The sequence below is a fragment of the Microbacterium sp. NPDC064942 genome, from assembly GCF_049545525.1.
Taxonomy (GTDB): domain Bacteria; phylum Actinomycetota; class Actinomycetes; order Actinomycetales; family Microbacteriaceae; genus Microbacterium; species Microbacterium gawkjiense.
The window spans coordinates 1-25,054 of record NZ_JBMWDR010000013.1 but is presented as its reverse complement, the minus strand read 5'-3'; the positions used below and the strand labels follow the sequence as shown (position 1 = coordinate 25,054).

29 protein-coding genes, 1 tRNA gene and 1 rRNA gene are annotated in these 25,054 nt (G+C 70.9%); 6 read left to right on the top strand and 25 right to left on the bottom strand.

The annotated features are described in order from the left end of the window. Positions 1 to 178 precede the first annotated feature (178 nt). Complete coding sequence (locus ACPEH2_RS15560) at positions 179 to 343, top strand: hypothetical protein (protein WP_359921211.1); 165 nt, start codon at positions 179 to 181, stop codon at positions 341 to 343. 68 nt (positions 344 to 411) lie between these two features. On the opposite strand, the gene ACPEH2_RS15555 is transcribed toward ACPEH2_RS15560, so the two are convergent. The 5 genes from ACPEH2_RS15555 to ACPEH2_RS15535 all read right to left on the bottom strand — a co-directional run bounded on the left by ACPEH2_RS15555 (position 412) and on the right by ACPEH2_RS15535 (position 3,541). Further along, positions 412 to 1,095, bottom strand: a complete 684-nt coding sequence (locus ACPEH2_RS15555; protein ID WP_359921213.1) for a hypothetical protein — start codon at positions 1,093 to 1,095, stop codon at positions 412 to 414. Beyond that, positions 1,088 to 1,579 (bottom strand): hypothetical protein, encoded by a 492-nt coding sequence (locus tag ACPEH2_RS15550; RefSeq protein ID WP_423719069.1) that lies wholly within the window; start codon positions 1,577 to 1,579, stop codon positions 1,088 to 1,090. Before ACPEH2_RS15550 ends, ACPEH2_RS15555 begins: the two co-directional genes overlap by 8 nt. A 427-nt stretch (positions 1,580 to 2,006) precedes the next feature. Then, complete coding sequence (locus ACPEH2_RS15545) at positions 2,007 to 2,285, bottom strand: hypothetical protein (protein ID WP_359921218.1); 279 nt, start codon at positions 2,283 to 2,285, stop codon at positions 2,007 to 2,009. A 142-nt stretch (positions 2,286 to 2,427) separates the two neighbouring features. After that, a complete protein-coding gene (locus ACPEH2_RS15540; RefSeq protein WP_359921220.1) occupies positions 2,428 to 3,240 on the bottom strand; it encodes a hypothetical protein in 813 nt (270 codons plus the stop codon). A gap of 58 nt (positions 3,241 to 3,298) precedes the next feature. Then, positions 3,299 to 3,541 (bottom strand): helix-turn-helix domain-containing protein, encoded by a 243-nt coding sequence (locus ACPEH2_RS15535; RefSeq protein ID WP_359921223.1) that lies wholly within the window; start codon positions 3,539 to 3,541, stop codon positions 3,299 to 3,301. On the opposite strand from ACPEH2_RS15535, the gene ACPEH2_RS15530 reads away from it, so the two are divergent. Next, a complete protein-coding gene (locus ACPEH2_RS15530; RefSeq protein ID WP_359921225.1) occupies positions 3,534 to 4,328 on the top strand; it encodes a hypothetical protein in 795 nt (264 codons plus the stop codon). The genes ACPEH2_RS15535 and ACPEH2_RS15530 overlap by 8 nt on opposite strands. Positions 4,329 to 4,343: 15 nt before the next feature. After that, the gene (locus tag ACPEH2_RS15525) at positions 4,344 to 5,639 is read left to right on the top strand and encodes a site-specific integrase (RefSeq protein WP_359921228.1); all 1,296 of its coding nucleotides are present in this window, start codon (positions 4,344 to 4,346) and stop codon (positions 5,637 to 5,639) included. A gap of 18 nt (positions 5,640 to 5,657) precedes the next feature. Here ACPEH2_RS15525 and ACPEH2_RS15520 read toward each other — a convergent pair. After that, positions 5,658 to 5,731: transfer RNA gene (locus ACPEH2_RS15520), tRNA-Pro, on the bottom strand. Positions 5,732 to 5,835: 104 nt separating this feature from the next. Here ACPEH2_RS15520 and ACPEH2_RS15515 point away from each other — a divergent pair. Genes ACPEH2_RS15515 through ACPEH2_RS15505 form a run of 3 tightly spaced genes read left to right on the top strand, consistent with a single transcriptional unit; the run spans position 5,836 to position 7,310 of the window. After that, positions 5,836 to 6,414, top strand: coding sequence for a GNAT family N-acetyltransferase (locus ACPEH2_RS15515; protein WP_359921230.1), 579 nt, complete (start codon positions 5,836 to 5,838; stop codon positions 6,412 to 6,414). Next, positions 6,411 to 6,914, top strand: coding sequence for an O-acetyl-ADP-ribose deacetylase (locus ACPEH2_RS15510; protein ID WP_359921233.1), 504 nt, complete (start codon positions 6,411 to 6,413; stop codon positions 6,912 to 6,914). Before ACPEH2_RS15515 ends, ACPEH2_RS15510 begins: the two co-directional genes overlap by 4 nt. 39 nt (positions 6,915 to 6,953) lie before the next feature. Further along, on the top strand, positions 6,954 to 7,310 hold the full coding sequence (locus ACPEH2_RS15505) for an RNA-binding S4 domain-containing protein (protein ID WP_064002377.1): 357 nt from the start codon (positions 6,954 to 6,956) through the stop codon (positions 7,308 to 7,310). Here the strand turns inward: ACPEH2_RS15505 and ACPEH2_RS15500 are convergent. The 19 genes from ACPEH2_RS15500 to rrf all read right to left on the bottom strand — a co-directional run. Further along, positions 7,296 to 7,694: a DUF2809 domain-containing protein gene (locus tag ACPEH2_RS15500; RefSeq protein WP_359921236.1), complete on the bottom strand. Its 399-nt coding sequence runs from the start codon at positions 7,692 to 7,694 to the stop codon at positions 7,296 to 7,298. The genes ACPEH2_RS15505 and ACPEH2_RS15500 overlap by 15 nt on opposite strands. Next, positions 7,691 to 8,593: an NUDIX hydrolase gene (locus tag ACPEH2_RS15495; RefSeq protein WP_359921239.1), complete on the bottom strand. Its 903-nt coding sequence runs from the start codon at positions 8,591 to 8,593 to the stop codon at positions 7,691 to 7,693. The genes ACPEH2_RS15500 and ACPEH2_RS15495 overlap by 4 nt, the downstream gene beginning before the upstream one ends. 155 nt (positions 8,594 to 8,748) lie before the next feature. Further along, complete coding sequence (gene der, locus ACPEH2_RS15490; RefSeq protein WP_359921241.1) at positions 8,749 to 10,272, bottom strand: ribosome biogenesis GTPase Der; 1,524 nt, start codon at positions 10,270 to 10,272, stop codon at positions 8,749 to 8,751. Then, positions 10,269 to 10,946, bottom strand: coding sequence for a (d)CMP kinase (gene cmk / locus ACPEH2_RS15485; RefSeq protein ID WP_253034386.1), 678 nt, complete (start codon positions 10,944 to 10,946; stop codon positions 10,269 to 10,271). Before cmk ends, der begins: the two co-directional genes overlap by 4 nt. Continuing rightward, on the bottom strand, positions 10,939 to 12,054 hold the full coding sequence (locus tag ACPEH2_RS15480; RefSeq protein WP_064002381.1) for a prephenate dehydrogenase: 1,116 nt from the start codon (positions 12,052 to 12,054) through the stop codon (positions 10,939 to 10,941). Before ACPEH2_RS15480 ends, cmk begins: the two co-directional genes overlap by 8 nt. Beyond that, the gene (locus ACPEH2_RS15475; protein ID WP_217528247.1) at positions 12,051 to 12,833 is read right to left on the bottom strand and encodes a pseudouridine synthase; all 783 of its coding nucleotides are present in this window, start codon (positions 12,831 to 12,833) and stop codon (positions 12,051 to 12,053) included. The genes ACPEH2_RS15480 and ACPEH2_RS15475 overlap by 4 nt, the downstream gene beginning before the upstream one ends. After that, positions 12,830 to 13,450, bottom strand: coding sequence for an SMC-Scp complex subunit ScpB (gene scpB / locus ACPEH2_RS15470; RefSeq protein WP_359921244.1), 621 nt, complete (start codon positions 13,448 to 13,450; stop codon positions 12,830 to 12,832). The genes ACPEH2_RS15475 and scpB overlap by 4 nt, the downstream gene beginning before the upstream one ends. Next, positions 13,440 to 14,294, bottom strand: coding sequence for a segregation and condensation protein A (locus tag ACPEH2_RS15465; RefSeq protein WP_217528251.1), 855 nt, complete (start codon positions 14,292 to 14,294; stop codon positions 13,440 to 13,442). Before ACPEH2_RS15465 ends, scpB begins: the two co-directional genes overlap by 11 nt. After that, the gene (locus ACPEH2_RS15460; RefSeq protein WP_217529136.1) at positions 14,278 to 15,111 is read right to left on the bottom strand and encodes a ParA family protein; all 834 of its coding nucleotides are present in this window, start codon (positions 15,109 to 15,111) and stop codon (positions 14,278 to 14,280) included. The genes ACPEH2_RS15465 and ACPEH2_RS15460 overlap by 17 nt, the downstream gene beginning before the upstream one ends. A 162-nt stretch (positions 15,112 to 15,273) precedes the next feature. Then, the gene (gene xerD, locus ACPEH2_RS15455; RefSeq protein ID WP_359921246.1) at positions 15,274 to 16,197 is read right to left on the bottom strand and encodes a site-specific tyrosine recombinase XerD; all 924 of its coding nucleotides are present in this window, start codon (positions 16,195 to 16,197) and stop codon (positions 15,274 to 15,276) included. A gap of 6 nt (positions 16,198 to 16,203) precedes the next feature. Continuing rightward, positions 16,204 to 16,854, bottom strand: coding sequence for an NUDIX hydrolase (locus tag ACPEH2_RS15450; protein ID WP_359921248.1), 651 nt, complete (start codon positions 16,852 to 16,854; stop codon positions 16,204 to 16,206). Between the two features lie 3 nt (positions 16,855 to 16,857). After that, entirely contained in the window at positions 16,858 to 18,558 is a 1,701-nt protein-coding gene (locus ACPEH2_RS15445) for a CTP synthase (protein ID WP_359921251.1), read from the bottom strand. Positions 18,559 to 18,616: 58 nt separating this feature from the next. Next, complete coding sequence (gene recN, locus ACPEH2_RS15440) at positions 18,617 to 20,311, bottom strand: DNA repair protein RecN (protein WP_253034392.1); 1,695 nt, start codon at positions 20,309 to 20,311, stop codon at positions 18,617 to 18,619. Further along, complete coding sequence (locus ACPEH2_RS15435) at positions 20,308 to 21,228, bottom strand: NAD kinase (protein WP_359921254.1); 921 nt, start codon at positions 21,226 to 21,228, stop codon at positions 20,308 to 20,310. Before ACPEH2_RS15435 ends, recN begins: the two co-directional genes overlap by 4 nt. Then, positions 21,225 to 22,031, bottom strand: a complete 807-nt coding sequence (locus ACPEH2_RS15430) for a TlyA family RNA methyltransferase (protein WP_359921257.1) — start codon at positions 22,029 to 22,031, stop codon at positions 21,225 to 21,227. The genes ACPEH2_RS15435 and ACPEH2_RS15430 overlap by 4 nt, the downstream gene beginning before the upstream one ends. Continuing rightward, positions 22,028 to 22,192, bottom strand: coding sequence for a hypothetical protein (locus ACPEH2_RS15425; RefSeq protein ID WP_157532573.1), 165 nt, complete (start codon positions 22,190 to 22,192; stop codon positions 22,028 to 22,030). Before ACPEH2_RS15425 ends, ACPEH2_RS15430 begins: the two co-directional genes overlap by 4 nt. A 45-nt stretch (positions 22,193 to 22,237) precedes the next feature. After that, positions 22,238 to 23,269, bottom strand: a complete 1,032-nt coding sequence (locus tag ACPEH2_RS15420) for an HAD-IIA family hydrolase (protein WP_423719068.1) — start codon at positions 23,267 to 23,269, stop codon at positions 22,238 to 22,240. Beyond that, positions 23,269 to 24,009, bottom strand: coding sequence for a hypothetical protein (locus tag ACPEH2_RS15415; RefSeq protein ID WP_359921262.1), 741 nt, complete (start codon positions 24,007 to 24,009; stop codon positions 23,269 to 23,271). The genes ACPEH2_RS15420 and ACPEH2_RS15415 overlap by 1 nt, the downstream gene beginning before the upstream one ends. Before the next feature lie 954 nt (positions 24,010 to 24,963). Further along, positions 24,964 to 25,054, bottom strand: a 5S ribosomal RNA gene (gene rrf, locus ACPEH2_RS15410); the annotation flags it as partial.

Sequence of the window (25,054 nt, the reverse complement as noted above, 5' to 3'; positions counted from 1 at the left end):
CTACCTACCCCCAGCCGAGTACGCTCGACAGTGCACCCATCAAATGGAAACCGACGACTCACAGAACGTCCGGACCGAATGAAGGGGGCGGCTCAGCTCCATTCAGCAGCATCTCGAGCCCCCTCACGTGCGGGACTTGATCTTGCCGGTACCGGATGACTGGAGGCGGGTCGACGCAATGATCGAGCAGGGTCGAGCATTCGTGCGTGTAAAGGAGGAGAGCGATCAGACGCTGAGGGCTATTCGCGCCGCGGGATTCGACGCAGCGATCGCAGGCGTCGCCGCGCGACACGCAGAGAACGCTTCGGCGACGGCCGTCCCCGTCGTCGACGAGAACGGCTGACGCGCCGACACGAGCCCTGTGGGACGGGCACGATGGATCGCCCGTCCCACAGAGAGGTCGCGCATGACCTAAGCAGCGACGCCGGCTTGTGAATCGGATGCGAGATCCAAGCGACGAATCCAATTGTCGATCTGGCCGTCGAAGCCCTCCCGCACCGTCTCGTAGCCCGCAGCATCGGCGCGGTACACGTCCTGCCACGCCCCCACGGTCGCGTCGCTGCCCGCTGCGGCTTCGGTCATCGCACGGTGCCATGCGATCGTCGGGGCGTGCTGCTGCTCGGTGTCGCGCACGCTCGCGGCGCTGTCGACCCCGAGATCGGCGAGACGGTCGAACACGCGCCCGCGAACCTCAGCGACGATGTCAGCGCCGTGCTGCGATTCGAGCACCTGTGGCAGCGTCTCGACGAGATCAGCGATCGCGAGCGCCCGCACATCGTCGGCCTCGCCGACGATCTGAGCGAGCGGGCGCCCCTGGTCGAGCAGCGCGCGCACTTTCGTCTGCTCGTGCTGCATGCGGGCGATCTGGTCGGCGTTCGACGCCCCCAGCGCCGCGAGCACTTCGTCGCGACTCTTGCCGCCCGCGGGCAGAGCCGGGATCGCGGCACGCAGTCGAGCGCGAGCAGCGTCCACAGCGGCGCGCTGCTTCGCGACGAGCCCGGACGCGCTCAGGCTGTCGTCGCTCATCCGCATCGCAGCGGCGATCTCGTCACGGTAGCCGCGCACGGCGGCAGCGAATCGAGTGGTGTCAGTCACGGGTGTTGTCCTTTCCATCGGTAATCTGCCCGCTTGTGCGGTCCAGACGTTCTTCGGCGTCGACCTCAGCGGTGAGCGTCGACGCCCATGCCTTCAGCACGGTCTTGAACTCGTCGACACCCGACGTGTCGACGGCGTCATACAGGCCCATCAGACGGGCACGGCGGTCCATGATCGCGAGCACCCGGTCGATCGCCCACAGGTCGGGCGACGTGCCGTCGAGAATCCGGCCCATGATCTTCGCCTGCACGGTGTCGAGCGTTTCGAGTTCCTGCGCGCGGAGTTGCTTCGCGTGCTCGCGCGGCACCCTCGCGATCTCCCGCTCGACGGCGCGATACGCGTTGCCGGGCGACGAGTAGCCGACTGCCCGCGCGATCTCCCGGTACGTCGCTCGGCGCAGCCGCATTTGCAGCGCCGCGTCGGCGCGCTGCGCCGCGGTCAAGCGCCGCTCAACGTCGGTCGTCTTCGGTTCGTTCGTGGTCACTGTGCCACTCCCTTCGTTCGTGCCGCAGCGCGGCATGACTGCTGCTCTCGACGGCGAGCGCGATACGCCGGATCGTCGCGGCGCGCGGCGTAATACCGGCGCGACGACTCCCGTGCGCATCCTCGGCACCGACCATCCGCGTGTGTGCCCCACCTGCTCCGGTAGTGGCCGTTCGGGCTGTAGTTCCAATCGCCGCCCATGTCCACCTGTCGGTTGTGGTGGACGCACATCGGCGAGTACGCGGCGAGATCGTTCGACCACTTCGCGCGGCGCCCGTAGTAGTCCTCCCCGAAGTGCGTGGCCTCGCCGCTGCGGAGCCCCCAGCCGTCAGCGAGCCCTGTGCAGCCCGGCGCGGCGCACGGCATCCCGGCAGCGCGGCCTCGCTCGCGTTCGAGCCGGTCGTGTACCCGCTTGTACGCTGCCCGGCTCATCGCTCGTCCCCCGGTGTGGCGCCGACGAGAGCCGCGAGCAGTTCGCGCAGTTCGCGCGCCTCTGCGCGGTTCGCTGCCGTCTCGGCGGACAACGCGCGCGAGTGAGCGGTGACGGCGGCCTCGTCACGCGGCGACAGCCTGCGCAGCGCCCCGAGATACCCGCCGATCGTGGCGCGCCGGTCGCGCTTCGCGTCGCGCAGCGACTGACGGGCGGTCGGCTCAGCGACAGCGCGGCGAGCGCGAAGCACGAGCGCTCGGAAGTCGACTTCGGTCATCGTTCGTTCCTCTCGTGGAGCCCCTGACTTGCGGTAAAAAGCGGTCGGCTGTGATCTGGGATTTCGGGCGGTGCTTGCACACCGTTTGGGCACTTGCGGTTGTCGATGGTGACGACGATGAGCAGTGCGGCGATCGAAGCGTTCACGACGTGTGTCCTTCGCCGTCGATGTACTTCGCTAGCGCATCCGCGTTGTGCTCGGACTGCGTTCGCTGTTCACGGCGGGGCGCAGGCAGATCGTCAGCCCATCGTGACGATGTGAGCCAGCCGACTAGACCGGGGATGTATCGCCTGGCTTCGGGTGTCGCCCAGCCGCCTCGGACGTAGGCGGCACCGTGCGATGCGATGTCGTCGGCGAGCCCGCGCGCGCCGCCCGAGTGCCGCTTCGCGGCGTCCTCGAACGCGGCTTCGGCTTCGACCCGGCGTTCTCGCTTCGGCCAGGACTGCCACGCCGTGTCGAAATGGTCGACGTCGACCATCTCGGCCTCGACGATCTCATCGTCGACGGAGTCCCCAGTTACAGAGACGGAGACTCTAGAACTAGAACTGCTCCTTGCCTGTGCCTCTCCTGTGTTGTCCCCGGGGACATGTCCCGGGGACGCTCCCGGGGAATCACTCGAAGCCTTCGCTGCTCGCTGCCGACGCTTCTTCTCGCGGTCGGCTCGGCGCGCGTTCTCCAAGACCTCGAAGTCGGCGCGGCTCGTCTGCGTGCTCAGATAGTCGGCGATGACCCACGTGTCGCCGTCGCTGACGTTCCACAGTTCGGCATCGACGAGCGCGTCGACACTCGCGGCGTCGAACGTAGGGATCAGCGCGAGATCGTCGCGCTCGATTCGCCCATCGGTGCGATTCGACACGGCCCACAGCGTCGCCATGAAGTAACTCGCGCGCGCCGACGCCGACAGCCGGACGATGCGCCGGTCGACCAAATAGCGCTCTGGAATGCGTGCGTCCATGTTGGTGTGTTCGCTCCCGTCGAAATGACTGCTCAGTGCGTTGGTGGATCGGTGGTCGTCAGCCCTCGCCGAGCCACGCGATGAGCGCGGGCACGGGTACGAGCAGACGACGCCCGATGCGCTTCACCGGGAAGGTGTCGCCCCGGCGAGCGCTCGCGTAGGCGTTCGAGCGCGATACGCCAAGCACCGATGCGGCCTCGTCGACCGAGATCGTCGCGCGCCCTCGCACGTCGTCGAGCGTCAACGTGCCGCGAGCGAGCGCGGGCGTCTCTGCGTCGTGCTTAGTGTCTGTGGTGGTCATGTTGTCCCCCTCTGGTTGGGTGTCTGGTCATGACGATACGTCCCCTGCTATCGTGGCGTGTATGCCTACTAACAAACGAGTAGTACCGCCGATCGACGAAGTCATCGGCGCCCGAATCAAGCACCTGCGCACGACCACAACGCCCAAGCCGATGACGATCGACGAGTTCGGCAGGCAGATGCGTGAACGGCTCGGGCAGGGCTGGCAGCCGCCCGCCGTCATGCGCGTAGAGCGCGGGCAGCAGCCGATGCGGTTCGCCGAACTCGTCGCAGCAGCAGACGTCTTCCACTGCACCGTCGCCGAGATCGTCGACACACCGACGCCCGTGCATCTCGGCGGTGTCGGAGAGGGCTCGATCGTGGCGCGCCTCGACGCTGTGATGGGCGGCGCAGACTCGATCCCCGAGTCAGTGATCTTCGAGCGGTTCGAGCGCGCCGCCGAAGCGCTCAATGAGCAGCGGTATGCGGAAGCCCGCTACCGGAACGAGATCGACGCTGTGCGCCGGGCACTCGCTCGCGACGATGAAGTCGGCAAGTCAGTGCGCGCTCGCATCGCGGCTCGGGCGGGCGGCGTCGTCGACTCCCTTCGCGCCGAACTCGAAGACCTGCACACCGACGACATCGAGCACGCCCGCGCAGTGGGCGCGGAGCCTTCGCCGATGTGGGCACCGATCGTCCCCGTGGTTGTGGCCGCGAAAGACGCGCTCGACGACACGGCTCTCCCAGCCGAGATGTGGGCTCGACGAGTGCCGCGTAAGAACGTCCGTCCAACTGAGACGGCCAACTGAAAGAGAGGAAGACAGATGATCTATCGCAGATGCTCATGCAGGCGACCGGACACCCGGACGCAATACGGCACGCTGCCCGAGAAGCCGACCGAAAGGCAGGTCGAGAACGCGTGCCCGCGTCTGCTCAGCGACCCGAAACACGGCAAATGGGGCTACTACCTCAGCCGCGGGTTCGACGCGTCAGGCAGGCGGCTACAGACGCGCGTCGCGAACTTCGACAGCAAGCGGGCTGCGCAGTCCGCGCTAGCGAAAGCACGCGCCGAGCACGACCGGGGCGAGTTCGTCGAGACAAGTCGCGTCAAGTTCGGGCAGTGGCTCGACGAATGGCTCGACGGGCGCCAGCAGCGCGGCGACATCAAGCGCAGCACGCTCGACAACTACCGCCGATACGTCGACGCCGACATCAAGCCGACCCCGCTCGGCAGGCTGCGGCTCACCGACATCAAGCGGTCGGACGTGCGGCACTTCATCGACGGGCTCATCGCGGATGGACGCGGTGCGACGACCGTGCGGCGCATCGTCGCCGTCGTGCAGGGCGCGCTCACCGCGGCCATGCGAGACGACATCATCGCGGCGAATCCCGCCCGCGGTGTGCGGCTGCCCGTCGTCGACGCGCACGAGTTCGAGCCGTGGTCGCCCGTCCAAGTCGGGGCGTTCCTCGACCGGGCGGCGCAGCACCGACTCGGCGCACTGTTCGAGATCGCCGTGCTGACCGGGCTGCGACGGGCCGAACTGCTCGGGCTGCGATGGGGAGACATCGACCTCGCGCGACGCGAACTGACCGTGCGGACGACGCGCGTGCAGACGCTCAGCGCCGTCGTCGAGAACTCGCCGAAGACGAGCGCCGGGCGACGGGTCGTGCAACTCGACGACGCCGCGGTCGGCGCGTTCGTCGCATGGCAGATCGCGCAGGAAGCCGACCGGGTGAACTGCGGCACGCTGTGGGAGGGCGACGGGCACGTCTTCACGTACGAGAACGGGACGCCGCTGCGGCCCCAGTACGTGACGCGACTGTTCGAGACGCTGCGCAGCGAGATCGGGCTGCCCGACATGACGCTGCACGGGCTGCGCCACATGCACGCGTCGCTGCTGCTTGCGAGCGGCACCGACATCGCGCTCGTGTCGAAGCGCCTCGGTCACTCGTCGATCTCGATCACGAGCGACATCTACACGCACCTGATCGGCGACGCCGGTCGACGTGCAGCGGAGAGCGCCGCGGCGCTCATCCCGCGAGCAAGTGCACAACAGGTGCACAACAAGCCGTCCGGGGCGAGCATGACAAAAGCCCCGGAATCCGCAGTACCTGCGTGATCCCGGGGCTCTCTCCGGTCGGGATGACAGGATTTGAACCTGCGACCCCTTGACCCCCAGTCAAGTGCGCTACCAAGCTGCGCCACATCCCGGTCCGATGCCCTCGCGGACAACTCCCCTATCCTAGCCGGTCCGCAGCCCCGCCGCGAACCGCCACGGGGTTCCGCGTGTCCGAGCACGGGACTACTCTGCCCGGATGACGCAGATCACGATCGAACCGGCGCGGGCCGATCGCTTCGGCGACGCCGAGCACGCCCTCTCGGGCGGCGGCGACGGAGCGGATTGCTGGTGCCAGTGGTGGATGCTCGCGCCTAAGGACTTCGACGCCACCTCGCACGCCGAGCGGCGCGAACGACTGCGGATGGACCTCACCGCCGCGGTCCCCTCGGCCCTCATCGCCTACGTCGACGGCGAGGCCGCCGGATGGGTCAAGGTCGCTCCTCGCCCGGACCAGCCGCGACTCGCGCGCACGCGCAACATCCAGCAGTCCCCCGAGCCCATGAACGACCCATCGGTCTGGGCGATCACCTGCTTCGTCGTCCGCACAGAGCACCGCTCGAAGGGAATCGCGTCGAAACTGCTCGACGCCGCCGTCGAGCATGCTCGAGCACACGGCGCCCGCGTCGTCGAGGGCTACCCGCTCGACACGGACGTCAAGCGGTTCTCGAGCAACGAGCTCTATCACGGGACGCTCTCCGCCTTCTTCGGCGCGGGCTTCACCGAGACCGCCCGCCCCGGCGCCGCTCGTCCGATCGTCGCGAAGGCCCTGTCGTGACGCGCGTCACCCTCGTTCGGGGCGACATCACGCGCCAGCACGTCGACGCCGTCGTCAACGCGGCCAACCGTGCGATGCGCGGCGGGGGCGGCGTCGACGGTGCCATCCACCGCGCGGGCGGACCCGGCATCCTCGCCGACTGCATCGCACGTTTCCCTCACGGCCTCGCCACGGGGGATGCTGGGTGGACGACCGCCGGCGACCTGCCCGCCCGCTGGGTGATCCATGTCGTCGGCCCGAACCACACCGCCGGCGAACGCGACCGCTCCCTCCTGACGTCCTGCTACCGTCGGGCGCTCGAGGTCGCCGACGACCTCGGGGCGACGACCGTCGCCTTCCCGCTCATCAGTGCCGGGATCTACGGCTGGCCCCTCGACGACGCCGTCGACGCAGCCGTGTCGACCCTGCAGCACACTCCGTCGCAGGTCGCCGAGGCGCGCATCGTCGCCTTCGACCATGCCATGTTCGACCGCGTCGAACAGCGGCTCGCGGCATCCTGACCCGCCTACGATGGATCCCGCGACCGGGAGGGGGATGACATGGCGGATGCCGTCCGTGTGGATTCCTGGCTGTGGGCCGTCCGCGTCTACAAGACCCGCTCGGCGGCGACGACCGCCTGTCGCGCCGGACACGTCCGCGTCAACGGCGAGAAGGCGAAAGCGGCACAGCAGGTGCGTCCCGGCGATGAGCTGCGCGTGCGGATCGCCGGCTTCGACCGCATCCTCGTCGTGCGCCAGACGATCACCAAGCGTGTCGGCGCTCCGCTCGCCGCCGTCGCCGCCGAGGACCGCACCCCCGAGCGCGAACCCGTCGCCCAGATCGCCGTCCGCGACCGCGGCGCCGGCCGCCCCACCAAGCGCGAGCGTCGCGACATCGAGCGGCTACGCGGCCGCTGACCCCGCGCGGCGACGGGAGAGCGTACGGCGGGCGACGGCATCCGCTCCGCCGAGGAGGATCGCGGTCACCGCGTAGACCGCCAGGTCCCTCGGGTCGAAGGACGTGCCGAGCGCGAGGACGATCGGCGGGAACTCCGCCGCCCACCGGAGCGGCAGTCCCGTCAGCTGGAAGAGTTCGACGGCGACGCTCCAGACGAGCACGACACCAGCGGTCGCCCAGGACGGCCACCGCGGGACGAGCAGCACCAGCCCGCCCCAGATCGCGACCACGTAGAGGGCGTCGCCCGCGATGTCGGATGCCGCGCCGTCCGGCGCCGCCAGATGCACGACGAGTCCCGACACGACGGCGACGACGGCGACGCCGAGCCCGATCAGCCGTCTCACGGCAGCTGCCCGCGCAGCCAGGAGACGGAGTGCACGGTCCCGCCGACGCCGGTCACCCGCTCCGCGAGACCGCGATCGCTCGTCACCACGACCGCCCGCTCGCCGCGTGACACGGCCTCCGCCGTGCACTCGACGATCCGATCGTCGCCGGAGCCCGGCGCCCGGACCACCTCGACACGGCCGTGGCCGTCGGGCGCGGATCGCGCCGCCCCCTCGAGGACGGCGACCACGCGCGGGAACCACCGGTCCCCGCCGAGCCCGATCTCGGCCGCGGCCACACCGTCGTCCGCGACGCGCTCGAGGCCGGCGAGGAGTCGCCCCGCGGCGCCGGCACGGTCGCGCCACCACCCGTCGGGCGTCGATCCGACGACGTTCGCCGCATCGACGATCAGCGCGACCCGGGTCGACAGCGCGGCGCGCAGCTCGGGCCAGGATCCCGCGAACCCCGGATGCAGCGGCATGTCGTCCACGCGGTCGACCGCCACCCACTCCAGGGCGTAGCTCTCGGGGTCCGCGATGACCGGCTCGAACGGGCGCACGACCGTCGCGACGAGGGTCGTGTACGACCAGACACCACGATCGAGGACACTCGTGAAGAGGGGGCGCAGGGCGTCGCCGGGCACGCCGGCCTCTTCCTGCGACTCGCGGATCGCGGCATCCGTCGCGCTCTCACCCTCGTGGCGTGCTCCCCCGGGAATCCCCCACGTCCCGCCGAAGTGGCTCCACGACACCCGGTGCTGCAGCAGGATGCCGCGCTCCGGGTCGTGTGCGAGCAGTCCCGCCGCTCCGAATCGGCCCCAGTACTTCTCACCGCTGTCGGCGATCACCCACGCGTCGCCGGGATCGCGCGGCCCGAGCGGGCGACGCGGCTCACCGGGATCGGGCGGGCGGATGGTCACCCGACCAGCCTCTCACGCAGCGCGCCGCGCGGCGCGGCATCCGTCACCGGCCGACGCACGCAGACGAGGAGATGACGGTTCCCGAGGACCGATCCGGACGGATGCCTCCTCGGGACGCGTCATCTCCTCGCGAAGCGACGGCGAAGCGACGGCGCTCAGCGCTGGCGACGCTCGCGCACCCGCATGTTCGTGACGATCGGGGTGCCCTCGAAACCGAAGATCTCGCGCAGGCGTCGCTGGATGAACCGGCGGTAGCCCGGGTCGAGGAACCCGGTCGTGAACAGCACGAATGTCGGCGGACGGGTCGAGGCCTGCGTCCCGAACAGGATGCGGGGCTGCTTGCCGCCGCGCAGCGGGTGCGGGTGCTCGGCGATGAGTTCGGCGAGGAACGCGTTGAACTTGCCGGTCGGGATGCGCTGATCCCACGACTCGAGCGCGGTCTCGAGGGCCGGGACCAGCTTGTCGAGGTGGCGGCCGGTGCGCGCCGACAGGTTGACGCGCGGCGCCCACGTGACGTGCGCGAGGTCCTGCTCGATCTCGCGCTCGAGGTAGCGGCGACGGTCGGCGTTGTCCATGTCGTCGTCGTTCAGGCGGTCCCACTTGTTGAACGCGAGGACGAGCGCGCGGCCGGACTCGAGCACCAGGTCGATGATGTTGAGGTCCTGCACGCTGATCGACTCGGTCACGTCGAGAACGACGACGGCGACCTCGGCCTTCTCGAGCGCCGCGCTCGTGCGGAGCGACGCGTAGAAGTCGGCGCCCTGCTGCAGGTGCACGCGACGACGGATGCCGGCGGTGTCGACGAGACGCCACAGCTTGCCGCCGAGCTCCACGACCTCGTCGACGGGGTCGCGGGTGGTGCCGGCGAGGTCGTTGACGACGACGCGCTCCTCCCCCGCGGCTTTGTTCAGCAGCGAGGACTTGCCGACGTTCGGGCGGCCGAGGATCGCGACCCGGCGCGGTCCGCCGAGCTCGTTCTTCGCAACGGCCGAGATCTCGGGGAGCACCTTCATGACCTCGTCGAGGAGGTCCGCGACGCCGCGGCCGTGGATGGCCGAGACGGGGTGCGGCTCACCGAGGCCGAGGTTCCAGAGCGCTGCAGCCTCGGGCTCCTGGCGGGCGTCGTCGATCTTGTTGGCCACGAGGAAGACCGGCTTGTCGGTCTTGCGGAGCAGCCGGACGACCTGCTCGTCGGTCGCGGTCGCGCCCACCATGGCGTCGACGACGAACATCACGACGTCGCACAGCTCGATCGCGACCTCGGCCTGCGCGGCGACGGAACGATCGATGCCCTTCGCATCGGGCTCCCACCCGCCGGTGTCGACGAGGGTGAACCGGCGGTCCATCCACTCGGCCTTGTAGCTGACGCGGTCGCGGGTGACACCCGGCGTGTCCTCGACGACGGCCTCGCGGCGGCCGAGGATGCGGTTCACGAGCGCCGACTTGCCGACGTTCGGCCGCCCGACGATCGCGACCACCGGCAGCGCCGGCAGCATCTCGACGACCTCGCCGCCGGCGGTGAAACCGGCGAGCAGGTCGTCGTCCTCCTCGTCGAGGTCGTAGTCGGCCAGCGACGCGCGCAGGGCTGCGGCTCGCTGCTCGGCGAGTTCCTCGTCGAGGCCCGCGAGCTTCTCCTCGATCTGGTCGGGGCCGCCTTCGTATTCGTCTTCGGCGCTCATCGTGAGCCTTCCGTTCCCGACCGCACGACGGCCAGGACGGCGTCGACGGTCTGTGCGAAGTCCAGGTCGGTCGAGTCGACGACCGTCACGCCGGGGGCGGCGGTGAGGAAGTCGACGACCTGGGAGTCGGATGCGTCACGCTTGTGCAGCGCGGCGGCGACAGCCGCGGCATCCTCTGTGGTCAGTTCGGCGCTGCGCCGCGCGGCGCGCACCTCGGGGGCGGCGGTCAGCAGGATCCGCACCGGGGCGTCCGGGGCGACGACCGTCGTGATGTCGCGGCCCTCGACGATGACGCCGGGGCGGCCGGACTCGGCCACGAGCCGCCGGAACAGGACGTTGACCTGCTCGCGGATGACCGGCACCCGCGCGACACCGCTGACGGCGGAGCTGACGCGCGGTTCGCGGATCGCCTCGGTCACCGAGGCCTGCCCCACGCGCACCCAGTAATCATCCGGGTCGAGCGAGATCGCGTAGTCGAAGTCGCCGGCGGCGTCCACGACGGCCGCGGCGTCCGACGTGTCGGCGCCGTGCTCGAGGACATGCCACGCGAGCGCGCGGTAGGCCGCCCCCGTGTCGAGGTAGCCGTAGCCGAGCCGCCGCGCGGCTTCCTTCGACACGCTGGACTTGCCGCTGCCGGCGGGTCCGTCGATGGCGATCGTGATCGGGTCAGTCATTGAGGCTCGCAATCTTCCACCCGCGCGCCGCGAGTCCGTCGGTGGCGACGGTCACGGCGGACGGGACGACACTGATCTCGCCGAGGCCGAACTGGGCGCCGGGCGAGTGCTCGAGACGGAAGTCCTCGACGTTGACGTCGAGTTCGCCGAGGTCGCCGAACAGGCGCCCCAACTGGCCGGGGGTGTCGTCGACCATGACGACGACCGTCTCGAAACGGCGGTTCTGACCGTGCTTGCCGGGGAGCCGCTCGACGCCTTCGTTGCCGCGACGGATCGTGTCGGCGACCGCGCGGCGCGCGCCGGGCGCATCGGGGTCGCGGAGCGCACGGGCGACTCCGGCCAGGTCGGCGGCGAGGGCGTCGAGCACCTCGACGACGGGGTCGGCGTTCGCGCCGAGGATCTGCACCCACAGTTCGGGGGCGGATGCCGCGATACGGGTGGTGTCGCGCACTCCCTGCCCGGCCAGGCGCAGCGAGGCGTCCTCGGCCCCGACGAACCGGCCGGCGAGGAGGGATGCCACGAGCTGCGGCACGTGCGAGACGAGGGCGACCGAGCGGTCGTGCTCCTCGGGGGTCATCTCGATGAGGCTGGCACCGAGGTCGAGGGCGAGCCCCTCCACGACGGCAAGGTCGCGCGCGGAGGTCTCCTCGTCGCGGCAGATGACCCACGGGCGACCGAAGAAGATGTCGGCGCGGGCGGCGATCGCGCCGCCCCGTTCGCGTCCGGCCATCGGGTGGGAGCCGATGTAGCGCGAGAGGTCGACACCGCGCTCCCGGAGCGTCAGCAGCGGTTCGAGCTTGACGCTCGCGACATCGGTGACGACCGCGTCGGGGAAGGCGCCGAGCTCGCGCTCGATGACGTCGGCCGTCACATCGGGCGGCACCGCCACGACGACGAGATCCGGACGGTCGTCGTCGCGCGCCAGCCGGCCGGCGCCGTAATCGACGGCGAGGCGCAGCTGGGCGGGCGAGGCGTCCGCGAGGACGACGTCGACGCCGAGGGCGCGCAGCGCGTGCCCGATGCTCGAGCCCAGCAGGCCCGCACCGACGATGCGGACGAGACCGCTCGTGCGGACCGCGCGGGCGCGCGCGTCGATGGCGTCGGTCACAACTGCTCCTGAGTGGGATCCCCGGGCGGGGTGTCCGCCTGGCGCGCGAGAGTCAGCAGCGCACCACGCTCCACTGTAGTCAACTCGCGTGCCCGTCCCGCTGGGAGCGTGCCCAGGTGCAACGGACCGAACTGGCGGCGGACGAGCTCCTGCACCGGGTGGCCGACCGCGGCCATCATGCGGCGGACGATGCGGTTGCGCCCCGAGTGCAGGGTCAGCTCGACGAGGCTCGTGTCGCCGCTCGCGTCGAGCAGCCGGGCCTTGTCGGCGGCGATCGGGCCGTCCTCCAGATCGATCCCCTTCGTCAGCTGCGCGATCGTCTGCGGCAGCACGCGGCCGGTGACCTTCGCGATGTAGACCTTCGTGACGCCGAAGGAGGGGTGCGCGAGGACGTGGGCGAGCTCGCCGTCGTTGGTGAGGACGAGCAGGCCGCTCGTCTCGGCATCCAATCGGCCCACGTTGTAGAGGCGCTCGGGCCAGTCCTTCGTGAAGCGCCGGAGGTCGGGGCGACCCTGGTCGTCCTTCATGGAGGAGACGACACCGGTCGGCTTGTTGAGGATGACGTAGCGCTTGCTCGTGTCGAGCTGTACCGCGGTCCCGTCGACGTCGACCAGGTCGTGCGCGGGGTCGATGCGCGAGCCGAGTTCGGTCACGACGACGCCGTTGACCCGCACCCGGCCCTCGACGATGTACTGCTCGCAGACGCGCCGCGAGGCGACGCCCGCGCCCGCGAGCACCTTCTGCAGCCGGACCCGGTTCTCGTCGGACTGGTCGTTCATCGGATGGTCTCTCCTTCGAATCCCGCGGAGCCGTCGTCCAGCAGCGGGGAGATGGGGGGCAGCTCGTCGAGGGAGTTGATCCCCAGGTGCCCGAGCAGCGCGTCGGTGGTGCGGTAGTTGATGGCGCCCGTCTCGGGGTCGGTGAACGCCTCGGTGATGAGGCCGCGCGCGAGCAGCGTCCGGACGACGGAGTCGACGTTCACCGCGCGGATCGAGGCGACCTGGCTGCGCGACACGGGCTGCTTGTAGGCGATGACGGCGAGGGTCTCGAGCGCGGCCTGCGACAGCCGCGACGGCGCCTGGCCGTTGACGAACTCGGCGACCAGGTCGTCGTGCTCCTCGCGGACGTAGAACCGCCAGCCCCCGCCGACCTCCCGCAGCTCGAAGCCGCGGCGCGGCCCCGACCGATCGCCGTCGTAGTCGGCGACGAGCTCCTCGATCGCCCGGCGGACCGAAGCGACGGGCGCACCGACGGCCGCCGCGAGCGAGACGAGGCTCTGCGGCTCGTCGATGATCATGAGCATCGCCTCGAGACGCCGCGCGATGTCGGCGGGCTCCTGCGAACGGGGCGGCGCCTCGGCCTCGGCGGCGTCGACGCCGGCGGTGTCATCGGTCATAGTCGGCTCCCAGGGTGGCGAGGTTCTCTTCGGACCACCGCTCGGCGGTCCAGCGCAGGGTCAGCTCCCCCAACGGCTCGAGCTGCTCGAACGAGAGCGCGGCGTGGCGGTAGAGCTCGAGGACGGCGATGAAGCGCGCGACGACGACTCCGGTCTGCGTCACTCCGGCGACAAGGTCGCGGAAGTTGAGCTGGCCCGCGTCGCGCAGCAGCGTCACCACGACGGCGGCCTGCTCGCGGATCGACACAAGTGGCGCGTGCAGGTGGTCGAGCCCGACGTGCGGGATCTCCTTCGGTGCGAAGGCGAGCACGGCGATGGCGGCGAAGTCCTCGGGCGAGAGCGTCCACACCAGCTCGGGGACCGCCCGCCGGTGCTTCTCGTCGAGCCGCACGGCACGCGTGTGACGTTTGCCCTCGCGCTCGAGGCAGCGCGCGAACCACGCCGACACCTCCTTGAACGCGCGGTACTGCAGCAGACGCGCGAACAGCAGGTCGCGCGCCTCGAGGAGGGCGACGGACTCGGCATCCACCAGTTCGCCCTGCGGCAGCAGACCCGCGACCTTCATGTCGAGCAGCGTCGCCGCGACGACGAGGAACTCGGATGCCTGGTCGAGCTCGGCGTCATCGTCGAGGCCCTTCAGGTAGGAGATGAACTCGTCGGTCACTTTGCTGAGCGAGACCTCGGTGATGTCGAGCTCGTGCTTCGAGATCAGGGTCAGCAGCAGGTCGAAGGGACCGTCGAAGTTGCCGAGGGAGACGCGGAACCGGTCGCCGCCGGTCTCGGTCGTGTCCGCCTCGGAAGGCGCGGCGTCGGCGTCCGGGACGTCCTCAGGCGACGGCGCCACGGGCGACCAGCTCCCGCGCGAGGCGCAGGTACGCCTGGGCGGCGGAGTGCTCGGGAGCGAACTTCGTGATCGGCACGCCGGCGACCGAGGCGTCGGGGAACTTCACCGTGCGGCCGATCACCGTCTCGAGCACGTCGTCGCCGAACGCATCGACGACCCGCTCGAGGACCTCGCGCGAGTGCAGCGTGCGAGGGTCGTACATCGTGGCGAGCACGCCGTCGAGCTGGATGGCGGGGTTCAGCCGGTCACGCACCTTGTCGATGGTCTCGATGAGCAGTGCGACGCCGCGGAGCGCGAAGAACTCGCACTCGAGCGGGATGAGGACGCCGTGGCTCGCGGTCAGGGCGTTGACCGTCAGCAGCCCGAGCGAGGGCTGGCAGTCGATGAGGATGACGTCGTAGTCCCCCGCGACCTTGCGCAGGACGCGGGCGAGGATCGTCTCGCGGGCGACCTCGTTGACGAGGTGCACTTCGGCGGCCGACAGGTCGATGTTGGCGGGGAGGATGTCGAGGCCGTCGACGGACGTCGTGACGATGACCTCGTTCGGGTCGCGCTTCGGGTCGAGGAGCAGGTCGTAGATCGTCGCGGTCTCGTGCGTCTGCACACCGAGCCCGGCCGACAGCGCGCCCTGCGGGTCGAAGTCGACCGCCAGCACGCGGCGACCGTACGACGCGAGACCGGCCGCCAGGTTGATGGTGGTCGTGGTCTTGCCGACGCCGCCCTTCTGGTTGCACAGCGAGATGATGCGCGCGGGCCCGTGGCCGTCGAGCTTCGGAGGGGTCGGGAAGCCGTGGTACGGGCGGCCGGTCGGCCCCATCGGGGTGTCGGTCGCCGAACCCGCCGCCGTCGATGCGCCGGTGGCCTCCGCCGTGCTCCGCTTGCTCGCCACTGATCTCCTGCCTTCGCCGTGCTCACCCGAGTCTAGTCACCGCCGCCGCCCCGACGAGGGAGCGACTCCCCCGCAGTGCCCGCCCCGGGTTCAGCGGGCGCGCGGATGCGACGTGAGATACACGTCGCGCAGCGCGTCCACCGTGACGTGGGTGTAGATCTGCGTCGTCGCGACGGAGGCGTGACCGAGCAGCTCCTGCACGACGCGGACGTCAGCCCCGCCCTGCAGCAGGTGGGTCGCGAACGAGTGGCGCAGCGTGTGCGGTGAGACGTGGGCCGTGATGTTCGCGCGTTCCGCCGCCTGCTGGATCACGAGCCACGCGCTCTGCCGCGACAGGGGCGCGCCGCGCGCGCCCAGGAACGCCCGCGGCGTCGCCCGGCCGCGTCGGGAGAGCTCGGGTCGCGCCCGGGTCAGGTACGCGTCGACCGAGGCCCGCGCGTACGACCCGACCGGCACGACCCGTTCCTTCGACCCCTTGCCGCGCACCCGCAGCACGTCACCGTGCCGGAGGTCGTCGACGTCGAGATCAACGATCTCCGACACCCGTGCGCCGGTCGCGTACAGGAGTTCGAGCAGCGCCCGGTCGCGGAGCCCGATGAGCTCGCCCGGTGCGGCGTCCTCGGGCGCGGGGCCGGCGGCATCCAACAGCCGGATCACGTCGTCGACCGGCAGCGCCTTCGGCAGGCGCATCGGCGCTTTCGGGGGGCGCAGCCGGCTCGTCGGATCCTCCGTCGCGATCCCCTCGCGGGCGAGGAAACGATGGAAGCTGCGGACGGCGGACTGGAGACGGGCGAGAGAGGTGGAGGCCGGGGGCGGATCGGATGCCGCCCGCTCGGCCGCGAACCTCGTGACGAGCTCGGTCGTCACGCCGTCGGTGTCGACGACGTCGTGACTTTCGAGCCAGTCGAGGTAACCCGCGAGGTCACGCCGGTAGGCGGCCACCGTGTGTGCGGACAGCCCCCGCTCGATCGTGATGTGCCGGAGGAACGCGTCGACGGCGCGCGCGAGCCTCACGGGGTCTCAGTCCTGCGGTCGATCCGCGCCCACGGGGCGCGAGCGTCCGGGCCAGGGGGCGTCCGGCGCACCGAGCGTCGTCCAGTCGCGTGCGTGGCCGGCAGCGGCGGCGAGGGCGGCGATGACGAGCGACGGGTTCTGCAGCCGGCGCGCGAGGACCGCGTCCACGACCTCGTCGAGGGGCACCCACCGCACTTCGATGTCGGCTTCCTCCTCCGTGCGGGCGAACGCCTCGGGAGCGTCCGCGAGACCGCGGGCGAGATAGATGCGGATCGCCTCGTCGCTGCCGCCCGGGCTCGTGAAGAAGTCGGACAGCACGTTCCACCGCTCGGCGGTGAGGTCGGCTTCCTCGGCGAGCTCGCGCTTGGCCGCTTCGAGGGGGTCCTCACCCGGCACGTCGAGGAGCCCTGCCGGGATCTCCCAGTCGCGGAACCCGACGGGATGCCGGTACTGCCGGATCAGCAGCACACGGCCCTCCTCGTCGAGAGCCAGCACGGCGACCGCGCCGGTGTGGTCGACGTACTCCCGCACGATCGTCCCGTCGCCGTAGGTGAACTCGTCGCGGCGCAGGTTCCAGACGCGACCTTCGTAGACCGTGTCGCTGCGGGTCACCGTGACGGCGACGGCGTCGTCCTGCAAGGCGGCGGCATCCGTCACGGGTCAGTCCTCGTTCTCGACGTCGAACAGCTCGCTCGCGCGGTGCCGCTCGAGAGCCGCCGCGATGAGTCCGCGGAACAGCGGGTTGGCCTCGGTCGGACGCGAGCGGAGCTCGGGGTGCGCCTGAGTCGCGATGTAGTACGGGTGCACGTCCCGCGGCAGCTCGACGTACTCGACGAGGTCGAGGTCGGGGTTGAGGCCCGAGAACCACAGGCCCGCATCCGCGATCTGCTGGCGATAGGCGTTGTTGACCTCGTAGCGGTGGCGGTGACGCTCGGTGGCGCGGTTCGAGCCGTACAGCTCGGCCGCGAGCGATCCTTCGGCCAGCGCGGCCTCGTACAGGCCGAGGCGCATGGTGCCGCCCATGTCGCCGCGGTCGAGGATGTCGACCTGCTCGGCCATCGTCGCGATGACCGGGTGCGGGGTCTCGGGGTCGAACTCGCTCGACGAGGCACCCTCGATGCCGGCGACGTGGCGGGCGTACTCGATCACCATGCACTGCAGGCCGAGGCAGATGCCGAGCGTCGGCAGCCCCTGCTCACGGGCGAACTGCAGGGCGCCCAGCTTGCCCTCGATGCCGCGGATGCCGAAGCCGCCGGGGATCACGATGCCGTCGACGGCCGACAGGGCCTTCGCGGCGCCCTCGGGCGTCTCGCACAGGTCGGACGGGATCCACACGATCTGGACCTTCGTCTCCTGCGCGAAGCCGCCGGCCTTGAGCGCCTCGGTGACCGAGAGGTAGGCGTCCGGCAGATCGATGTACTTGCCGACGAGCCCGACGGTGACCTCGTGCTTCGGGTTGTGGACGGCGTTCAGGACCTTGTTCCAGCGGGTCCAGTCGATGTCGCCCGCCTTCGCGCCGAGGCCGAGGCGACGGACGATGTAGGCGTCGAGGCCCTGATCGCTCAGCGTCGAGGGGATGTCGTAGATGCTCGGCAGGTCGACGGTGTTGATGACCGCGTCCTCGTCGACGTCGCACATGAGCGCGATCTTGCGCTTGTTGGACTCCGTCACCGGGCGGTCGCTGCGCAGGACTAGCGCATCGGGCTGGATGCCGATGGAGCGCAGCATCGCGACCGAGTGCTGCGTGGGCTTGGTCTTCTGCTCCCCCGAGGCGCCCATGAAGGGCACGAGCGAGACGTGCACGAAGAAGACGTTGTCGCGGCCGAGCTCGTGGCGGATCTGCCGCGCCGACTCGATGAACGGCTGCGACTCGATGTCACCGACGGTGCCGCCGACCTCGGTGATGATGACGTCGGGGCGGGGCTCTTCGCTCGCCTGCAGCCGCATCCGGCGCTTGATCTCGTCGGAGATGTGCGGGATGACCTGGACGGTGTCGCCGAGGTACTCGCCGCGGCGCTCCTTGGCGATGACCTCGGAGTAGATCTGACCGGTCGTGACGTTGGCCGCCTGGCTCAGCTCGATGTCGAGGAAGCGCTCGTAGTGGCCGATGTCGAGGTCGGTTTCGGCGCCGTCGTCGGTGACGAAGACCTCACCGTGCTGGAACGGGTTCATCGTCCCCGGGTCGACGTTCAGGTACGGGTCGAGCTTCTGCATGACGACGCGCAGGCCGCGAGCGGTGAGCAGATTGCCGAGGCTGGCGGCGGTCAGGCCCTTGCCGAGAGACGAAACGACACCACCCGTCACGAAGATGTGCTTGGTGATGTCGTTGTTTTTGCGTCCCGCGCCCGAAGAGTCCGTCACGGGCTTTCACTCTATCAGCCCCGTCGGGTGCCCCGCCCGGAGTGCGAGCGGGTGTCGCTCAGCGGGCGCGGCCGAGCGCGAGGAGTTCGCGCGCGTGGTCGAGCGCGACCTCCGAGTCGGCCATGCCCGAGAGCAGCCGCGCCATCTCGGCCGCCCGTTCCTCGCCCTCGAGCCGCCGCACGCTCGACGCGGTCACCGACCCGTCGTTGGCCTTGACGACCGAGAGGTGGTTGCCGGCGAACGCGGCGACCTGGGCGAGGTGGGTGACGGCGATCACCTGGCTCGTCTCCGCGAGCTTCGCGAGCCGCCGGCCGACCTCGATCGCCGCAGCGCCGCCGATGCCGGCATCCACCTCGTCGAAGACGAACGTCGGAACGGGGTCGGTCGCGGCGATGACGACCTCGATGGCCAGCATGACCCGGCTGAGTTCGCCGCCCGACGCGCCGCGCGCGACGGGGCGGGGCGACGCGCCCGGATGCGGCGCGAGCTGGATCGTGACGACGTCGCGACCGTGCGCGGCCTCGGGGCCGGGCTCGACGGCGACGGTCACGGTGGCGTCGGGCAGGGCGAGGTGACGGAGCTCGTCGGTGACCGCCTCCCCCAGACGGGATGCCGCCGCTCGCCGCGCGTCGGTCAGCTCCGTCGCGCGCGCGTCGAGCTCATCGCGCAGCCGGTCCCGTTCGGCCGTCAGCCGGTCGATGCGGTCGCCGTCGTCGTCGAGCTCGGCCAGGCGCGCAGAGCCGGAGGCGAGCAGTTCGAGAGCAGCCTCGAGCGAGCCGTGCACGCGGACGAGCCCGTTCATGGCCGCCCGGCGCTCCTCGACGGCCGCGAGTTCGTGGGGGCCGCCCTCGTCGAGGTCGGCGAGGTAGCCGCTCAGCTCACCCGCGACGTCGGCGACGCGGTAGCCGAGCTCCTCGATGACGGCGGCGTGAGCGCGCAGCGCCTCGTCGGACCCGGCCGCGCGCTCGAGCGCGCGACGCGCCTCGGCGAGCAGCCCCTGCACGTCGGGCAGATCGTCTTCGTTCGACAGCGCGGCGTGCGCCGTCGCCGCCGCCAGCCGCAGCTCCTCGGCGTTGGCGAGGCGCTCGGCGCGCTGCGCGAGCTCCGTGTCCTCACCGGGCTGGGGGTCGACCGCCTCGATGTCCGCGATCGCCGCGCGCAACTCCTCCGCCTCGTGGACGCGGGCGTCCTGTTCGGTCGTGAGGGTCTCGAGGTCAGCGGCGGCGGTGCGCCAGGCATCCCACACCGCGCGGTAGCGCCCCTGCGCCTCGGCGACCGGAGCGCCGCCGAACCGGTCGAGCGCCTCGCGCTGCGCCGCGGCCGACGTGAGCCGCAGCTGATCGGACTGACCGTGGACGACGACGAGCTGGTCTGCGAGGTCGGCGAGCACGCCGGCCGGAGCGGTGCGGCCGCCGACGGTCGCGCGGCTGCGGCCCTCGCTCGAGAGCGTGCGTCCGAGGTAGAGCTCGGCGCGGCCGTCCCCGAGGGGTTCGATGTCGCCCCCGGCATCCCGCACCCGTTCGACGACGGGCCCGTCCTCGGGCACGATCCACACGCCGTCGACCGCGGCTTGCTCGGCACCGGCGCGGACCGCGCCGGAATCGGCCCGCTGGCCGAGCAGCAGGCCGAGACCCGTGACGACCATCGTTTTGCCGGCGCCCGTCTCACCGGTGATCGCGGTGAAGCCGGGACCGATCGGCAGGGTCGCCCCCGCGATGACCCCGAGGTCGCGGAGGCGGATCTGCTCGATCACGGCGTCGCCTCCGTGGCACCCCGCCAGCCCGCGACGGGCAGCTGGAACTTGCGGACGAGCCGATCGGTGAAGACCGACGGATGCAGTCGCGCGAGGCGCACGGGTCGCGTGGACCGTCGCACCACGACCCGCGCTCCCGGCGGCAGGTCGTGCGAGCGGCGGCCGTCGCTCCACAGCACGGCGCGGCCCTGGTTGCGCTCGAGGACGTCGATCGACACGGAGGTCTCGGGTCCCAGCACGACCGGCCGCGCGAACAGCGCGTGCGCCGACAGCGGCACGAGGCACAGCGCCTGCACCGACGGCCAGACGACGGGTCCGCCGGCCGAGAAGTTGTACGCCGTCGAGCCCGTCGGGGTCGCGACGACGACGCCGTCGCAGCCGAACGACGACAGCGGACGACCGTCGATCTCGATCATCACTTCGAGCATGCGCTCCCGGGATGCCTTCTCCACGGTCGCCTCGTTGAGCGCCCAGGTCCGGTACACGACGGCGTCCTGCGCGTCGCGCACCTCGACCGACAGCGTCATCCGCTCGTGGATCTCGTAATCGCGCGCGAGCGCACGACCGATCGCCTCGTCGATGTCGTCCGCCTCGAGTTCGGCGAGGAAGCCGACGTGCCCCATGTTGACACCCAGGATCGGGACGGATGCCGCGCGCACCAGCTCGGCCGCGCGCAGGATCGTGCCGTCGCCGCCCAGGACGATCGCGACCTCGATGTCGGTGACGTCGACGCCGCCCTCGCCGAGGACCGCCGTGTCGAGGTCGCCGAGGACCGCCGCGAGTTCCGGATCGTCGCCGGGGACGACGGGCTGCAGACCGGCCGCGTGCACGGCGGCGACGACGCGCCGCGCGCCCTCGACGGTGTTCTCCCGCAGCGCGTGCGCCACCACGAGGATGTTGCGCGTCGCGTCGGTCATGCGGCTCCCGCCAGTCGGTTCACGGTGTCCAACCATTGTGTCGGATTCGCGTCGTCGGTCGTCCCGGGACGCAGGTGGATGAGGAACTCCCGATTGCCGTGGGTGCCCGCGATCGGCGACGCGATGACGCCGTGCGTGCCGAGGCCGGCGTCCCACGCCGACCAGAGGACGGTCGCGACGGCGTCTGCTCGGCGCCCGGCATCCGTCACCAGTCCTTCCCGCACGCCCGTGCGGCCGACCTCGAACTGGGGCTTCACGAGCAGGACGAGATCGGCGTCCGCCGCGCAGACCGCCGCCGCAGCCGGCAGGACGTGAGTGAGGGAGATGAACGAGAGGTCGCCCGTGACGAGCGAGGGGACGTCGGCGGCGCCGGCCGCCTCGGCGAGCGATCCGGCGGTCATGTGCCGGACGTTGAACCCCTCGACCGCGACGACCTCGGGAAGGGCGGCGATCTCGGCGGCGAGCTGGCCGTGTCCGACGTCGACGGCCAGCACGCGGACGGCTCCCCGTTCGACGAGTACCTGCGTGAATCCGCCCGTCGACGCGCCCATGTCGAGGGCGACCCGCCCTCGCGGGTCGACGGCGAACGCGTCGAGCGCCGCGATCAGCTTGTGCGCGGCGCGACTGACGTAGTGATCGGATGCCGCGACCTCGATCAGCTGATCGTCACCGACCTTGACCGACGACTTCACGACCGGCTGACCGTCGACGCTCACGAGACCGGCGGCGATGAGCTGCGCCGCGTGCGTGCGCGAGCGTGCGAGTCCGCGGGCGGCGACGGCCGCGTCGAGACGGGTCGTCATGCGTGGGTGTCGCGCGGGCCCGACTCGAGGCGCTTGGCCAGCTCGTCGTGCAGGAGCGCGTAGGCGGCGGCCCGTTCGGCGAGGGGCTGATCCTCGATGACCTCGAGCGTCGAGAGCAGGTCTTCGCGGCGGACCGGACCGTCAGCGGCATCCATCGACATGCGTCCCACCCTACGCGGCGCGACGGCTGCCGCGGGCGGGCGCGCTCAGCGGCGGTGGAACGGGTCGGCGTAGAGCTGTTCCGGCACCCGGAAGCCGTAGATCGCGCGGCCGGTGTTCCAGATCGCCGCGGCACCGGCACGGACGAGATCGATCGGACGATCCCCCGCGGACAGGATGTGGACGTCCGGGCCGTCGATGCGGACCGACGCGCCGCCGACCGTCGTGACGTCGCCCTTGACGATCGTCTCGGGGTACGGCTCGTGCAGCTCCCGGAGGTCCCCCACGATGAACGTCGGTCGCGACACCGTCGGTGCGGCGAGCACATGCTTCGGCCGATCGATGCCGGTCAGGACCAGTACGGAGTCGATCCCCGCCGCCTGCGCGCCGGCGATGTCGGTGTCGAGCCGGTCTCCGATGAAGAGCGGATGCCGCGCCCCGAATCGCGCGACGGCCTCGTCGAAGATCGGCCGTTCGGGCTTGCCGGCGACCGTCGCGAGGCGACCGACGGCGGTGTGGACGGCCGAGACCAGGGTCCCGTTGCCCGGCGCGATACCTCGGGCCTGCGGGATGGTCCAATCCGTGTTGGTCGCGATCCACGGGATCCCGCCCTGGTCCTCGGGGAGGGCGAGCGCGTAGGCCGCTTCGGCGAGCTGAGCCCAGCCGACCTCCGGGGCGAATCCCTGCACGACGGCCGCGGGCCGGTCGTCGGCGCTGCGGGTGACGGTGTACCCGGCCTTCTCAAGTTCGTACACGAGACCGTCGCCGCCGACCACGAGGACGGCCGCGCCTTCCGGCACGCGGTCGCGCAGCAGCCGGACAGCCGCTTGGGGGCTCGTCACGACCTCGTGGGGCTGCGTCTCGAGACCGAGCCCGGTGAGGTGCCCGGCGACGACGCTGTCGCGTCGCGACGCGTTGTTGGTGATGTACCCGAGAGGACGGTCCGCCCGAGCCCGCGTCAGACTCTCGACGGCGTGCGGAATCGCACCGTCACCGGCGTAAACCACGCCGTCGAGGTCGGCGAGGATCAGGTCGACGCCGTCGAGCGGCGTCGGACGTGAGCGCGAGAACAGCCCCATCAGGCGCGCTCCCCCGGGCCGTCCTCCTGACCGGATGCCTCATCGTCGGCCGGCTCATCGGTCTCAATCTCGGCCGGCTCATCGGTCTCGATCTCGTCGATCTCGTCGATCTCGATGGTTTCGGAGTCGGCGTCGATCTCGCCGAGAGCCGCCGCGGCGACGTCGGCCCGCTGCTGCCACTGGGCGGCTTCGTCGTCACGACCGAGCTCCTCGAGCACGGCTGCGCGTGCGGCGAAGAGGCCCGGGCTCCACGGGTAGGCGGTGTCGGGGTCGAGTTCGGGGATGTCCAACTCCTGCAGCGCCCGCTCGGGTTCGCCGAGGTCGAGGCGCGCCCCGGACATCGCGATCGCGAGCTCCACGCGGACCTCGGTCGGCAGGCTTGCGCGATCGACCGCGCGTCCCACCTCGAGCGCGCGGTCGGGCCGACCGACGCCACGCTCGCTGTCGACCATGAGGGCGATCTGGTCGTCGCGACCCGAGATCCGTCGGAACGTCCGCAGCTCGCGGAGCGCGAGGGCGAAGTCCCCCACGGCGTAGGCCGTGATCGCGACGGTCTCGCGGACGACGGCGATACGACCGGCGCTTCGAGATGCCGCGAGAGCGTGCTCGTGTGCGAGCGCAGGATCCTCGTCGATGAGACGCGCAGCCATCGCGAGGTGCCGCGCGACCTGTTCGGCGTTGTCCTTGCTCAGGGTCTTCAGCTCGTTGCGCGCGGCACCGTTGAGGTCGCGGGCCGTCACGTCGTCGGGGACGACCGGTCCGGCGGGGACGTTCCGGCGGTCCGAACCCTGCGGCGGGCGCGAGGCGCGACGGTCGCCGTCACGCCCCTCGAAGGGGCGACGCTCGCCGTCACGGCGAGGGTACGAGGGACGGTCCCCTTCGCGGCGCGGGTACGAGGGCCGCTCGCCGTCGCGCTTCTCGTACGGACGGCGCTCCCCGTCGCGCTTCGGGTACGAAGGCCGGTCACCATCACGGCGCGGGTACGAGGGACGGTCCCCTTCGCGGCGCGGGTACGAGGGACGGTCCCCTTCGCGGCGCGGGTACGACGGCCGGTCACCGTCACGCTTCTCGTACGGACGGCGCTCCCCGTCGCGCTTCGGGTACGAAGGCCGGTCACCATCACGACGCGGATACGACGGCCGGTCACCGTCACGCTTCTCGTACGGACGACGCTCCCCGTCGCGCTTCGGGTACGAAGGCCGGTCGCCATCACGACGCGGGGACGAAGGCCGATCACCGTCACGCTTCTCGTACGGACGACGCTCACCGTCACGCTTCGGATACGACGAACGATCGCCATCGCGCTTCTCATACGGGCGACGCTCACCGTCACGCTTCGGATACGACGAACGATCGCCATCACGACGCGGGTACGACGGACGGTCATCATCACGACGCGGGTACGACGGACGGTCACCATCACGACGCGGGTACGACGGACGGTCGCCCTCCCGCTTCTCGTACGGACGGCGATCGCCGTCACGACGCTCGAATTGGCGACGGTCGCGATCGGTGGGCTCTGCCCGCCCGCGATCCCGCGGTCGCTCGTCTCGCGATCGCGAGGAAGCAGGCGTGAACTTCCGCTTACCGCCCGACCGTCCAGGGCGCTCTTCGTCCGTCATCTTCTCTGTCCTCCCACGTACGCGTTAACGAGAAATGGCCACCCAACTTTGGGTGGCCATTTCACGAAAGAAGTCCGGCGGTGTCCTACTCTCCCACAGGGTCCCCCCTGCAGTACCATCGGCGCTGTGAGGCTTAGCTTCCGGGTTCGGAATGTGACCGGGC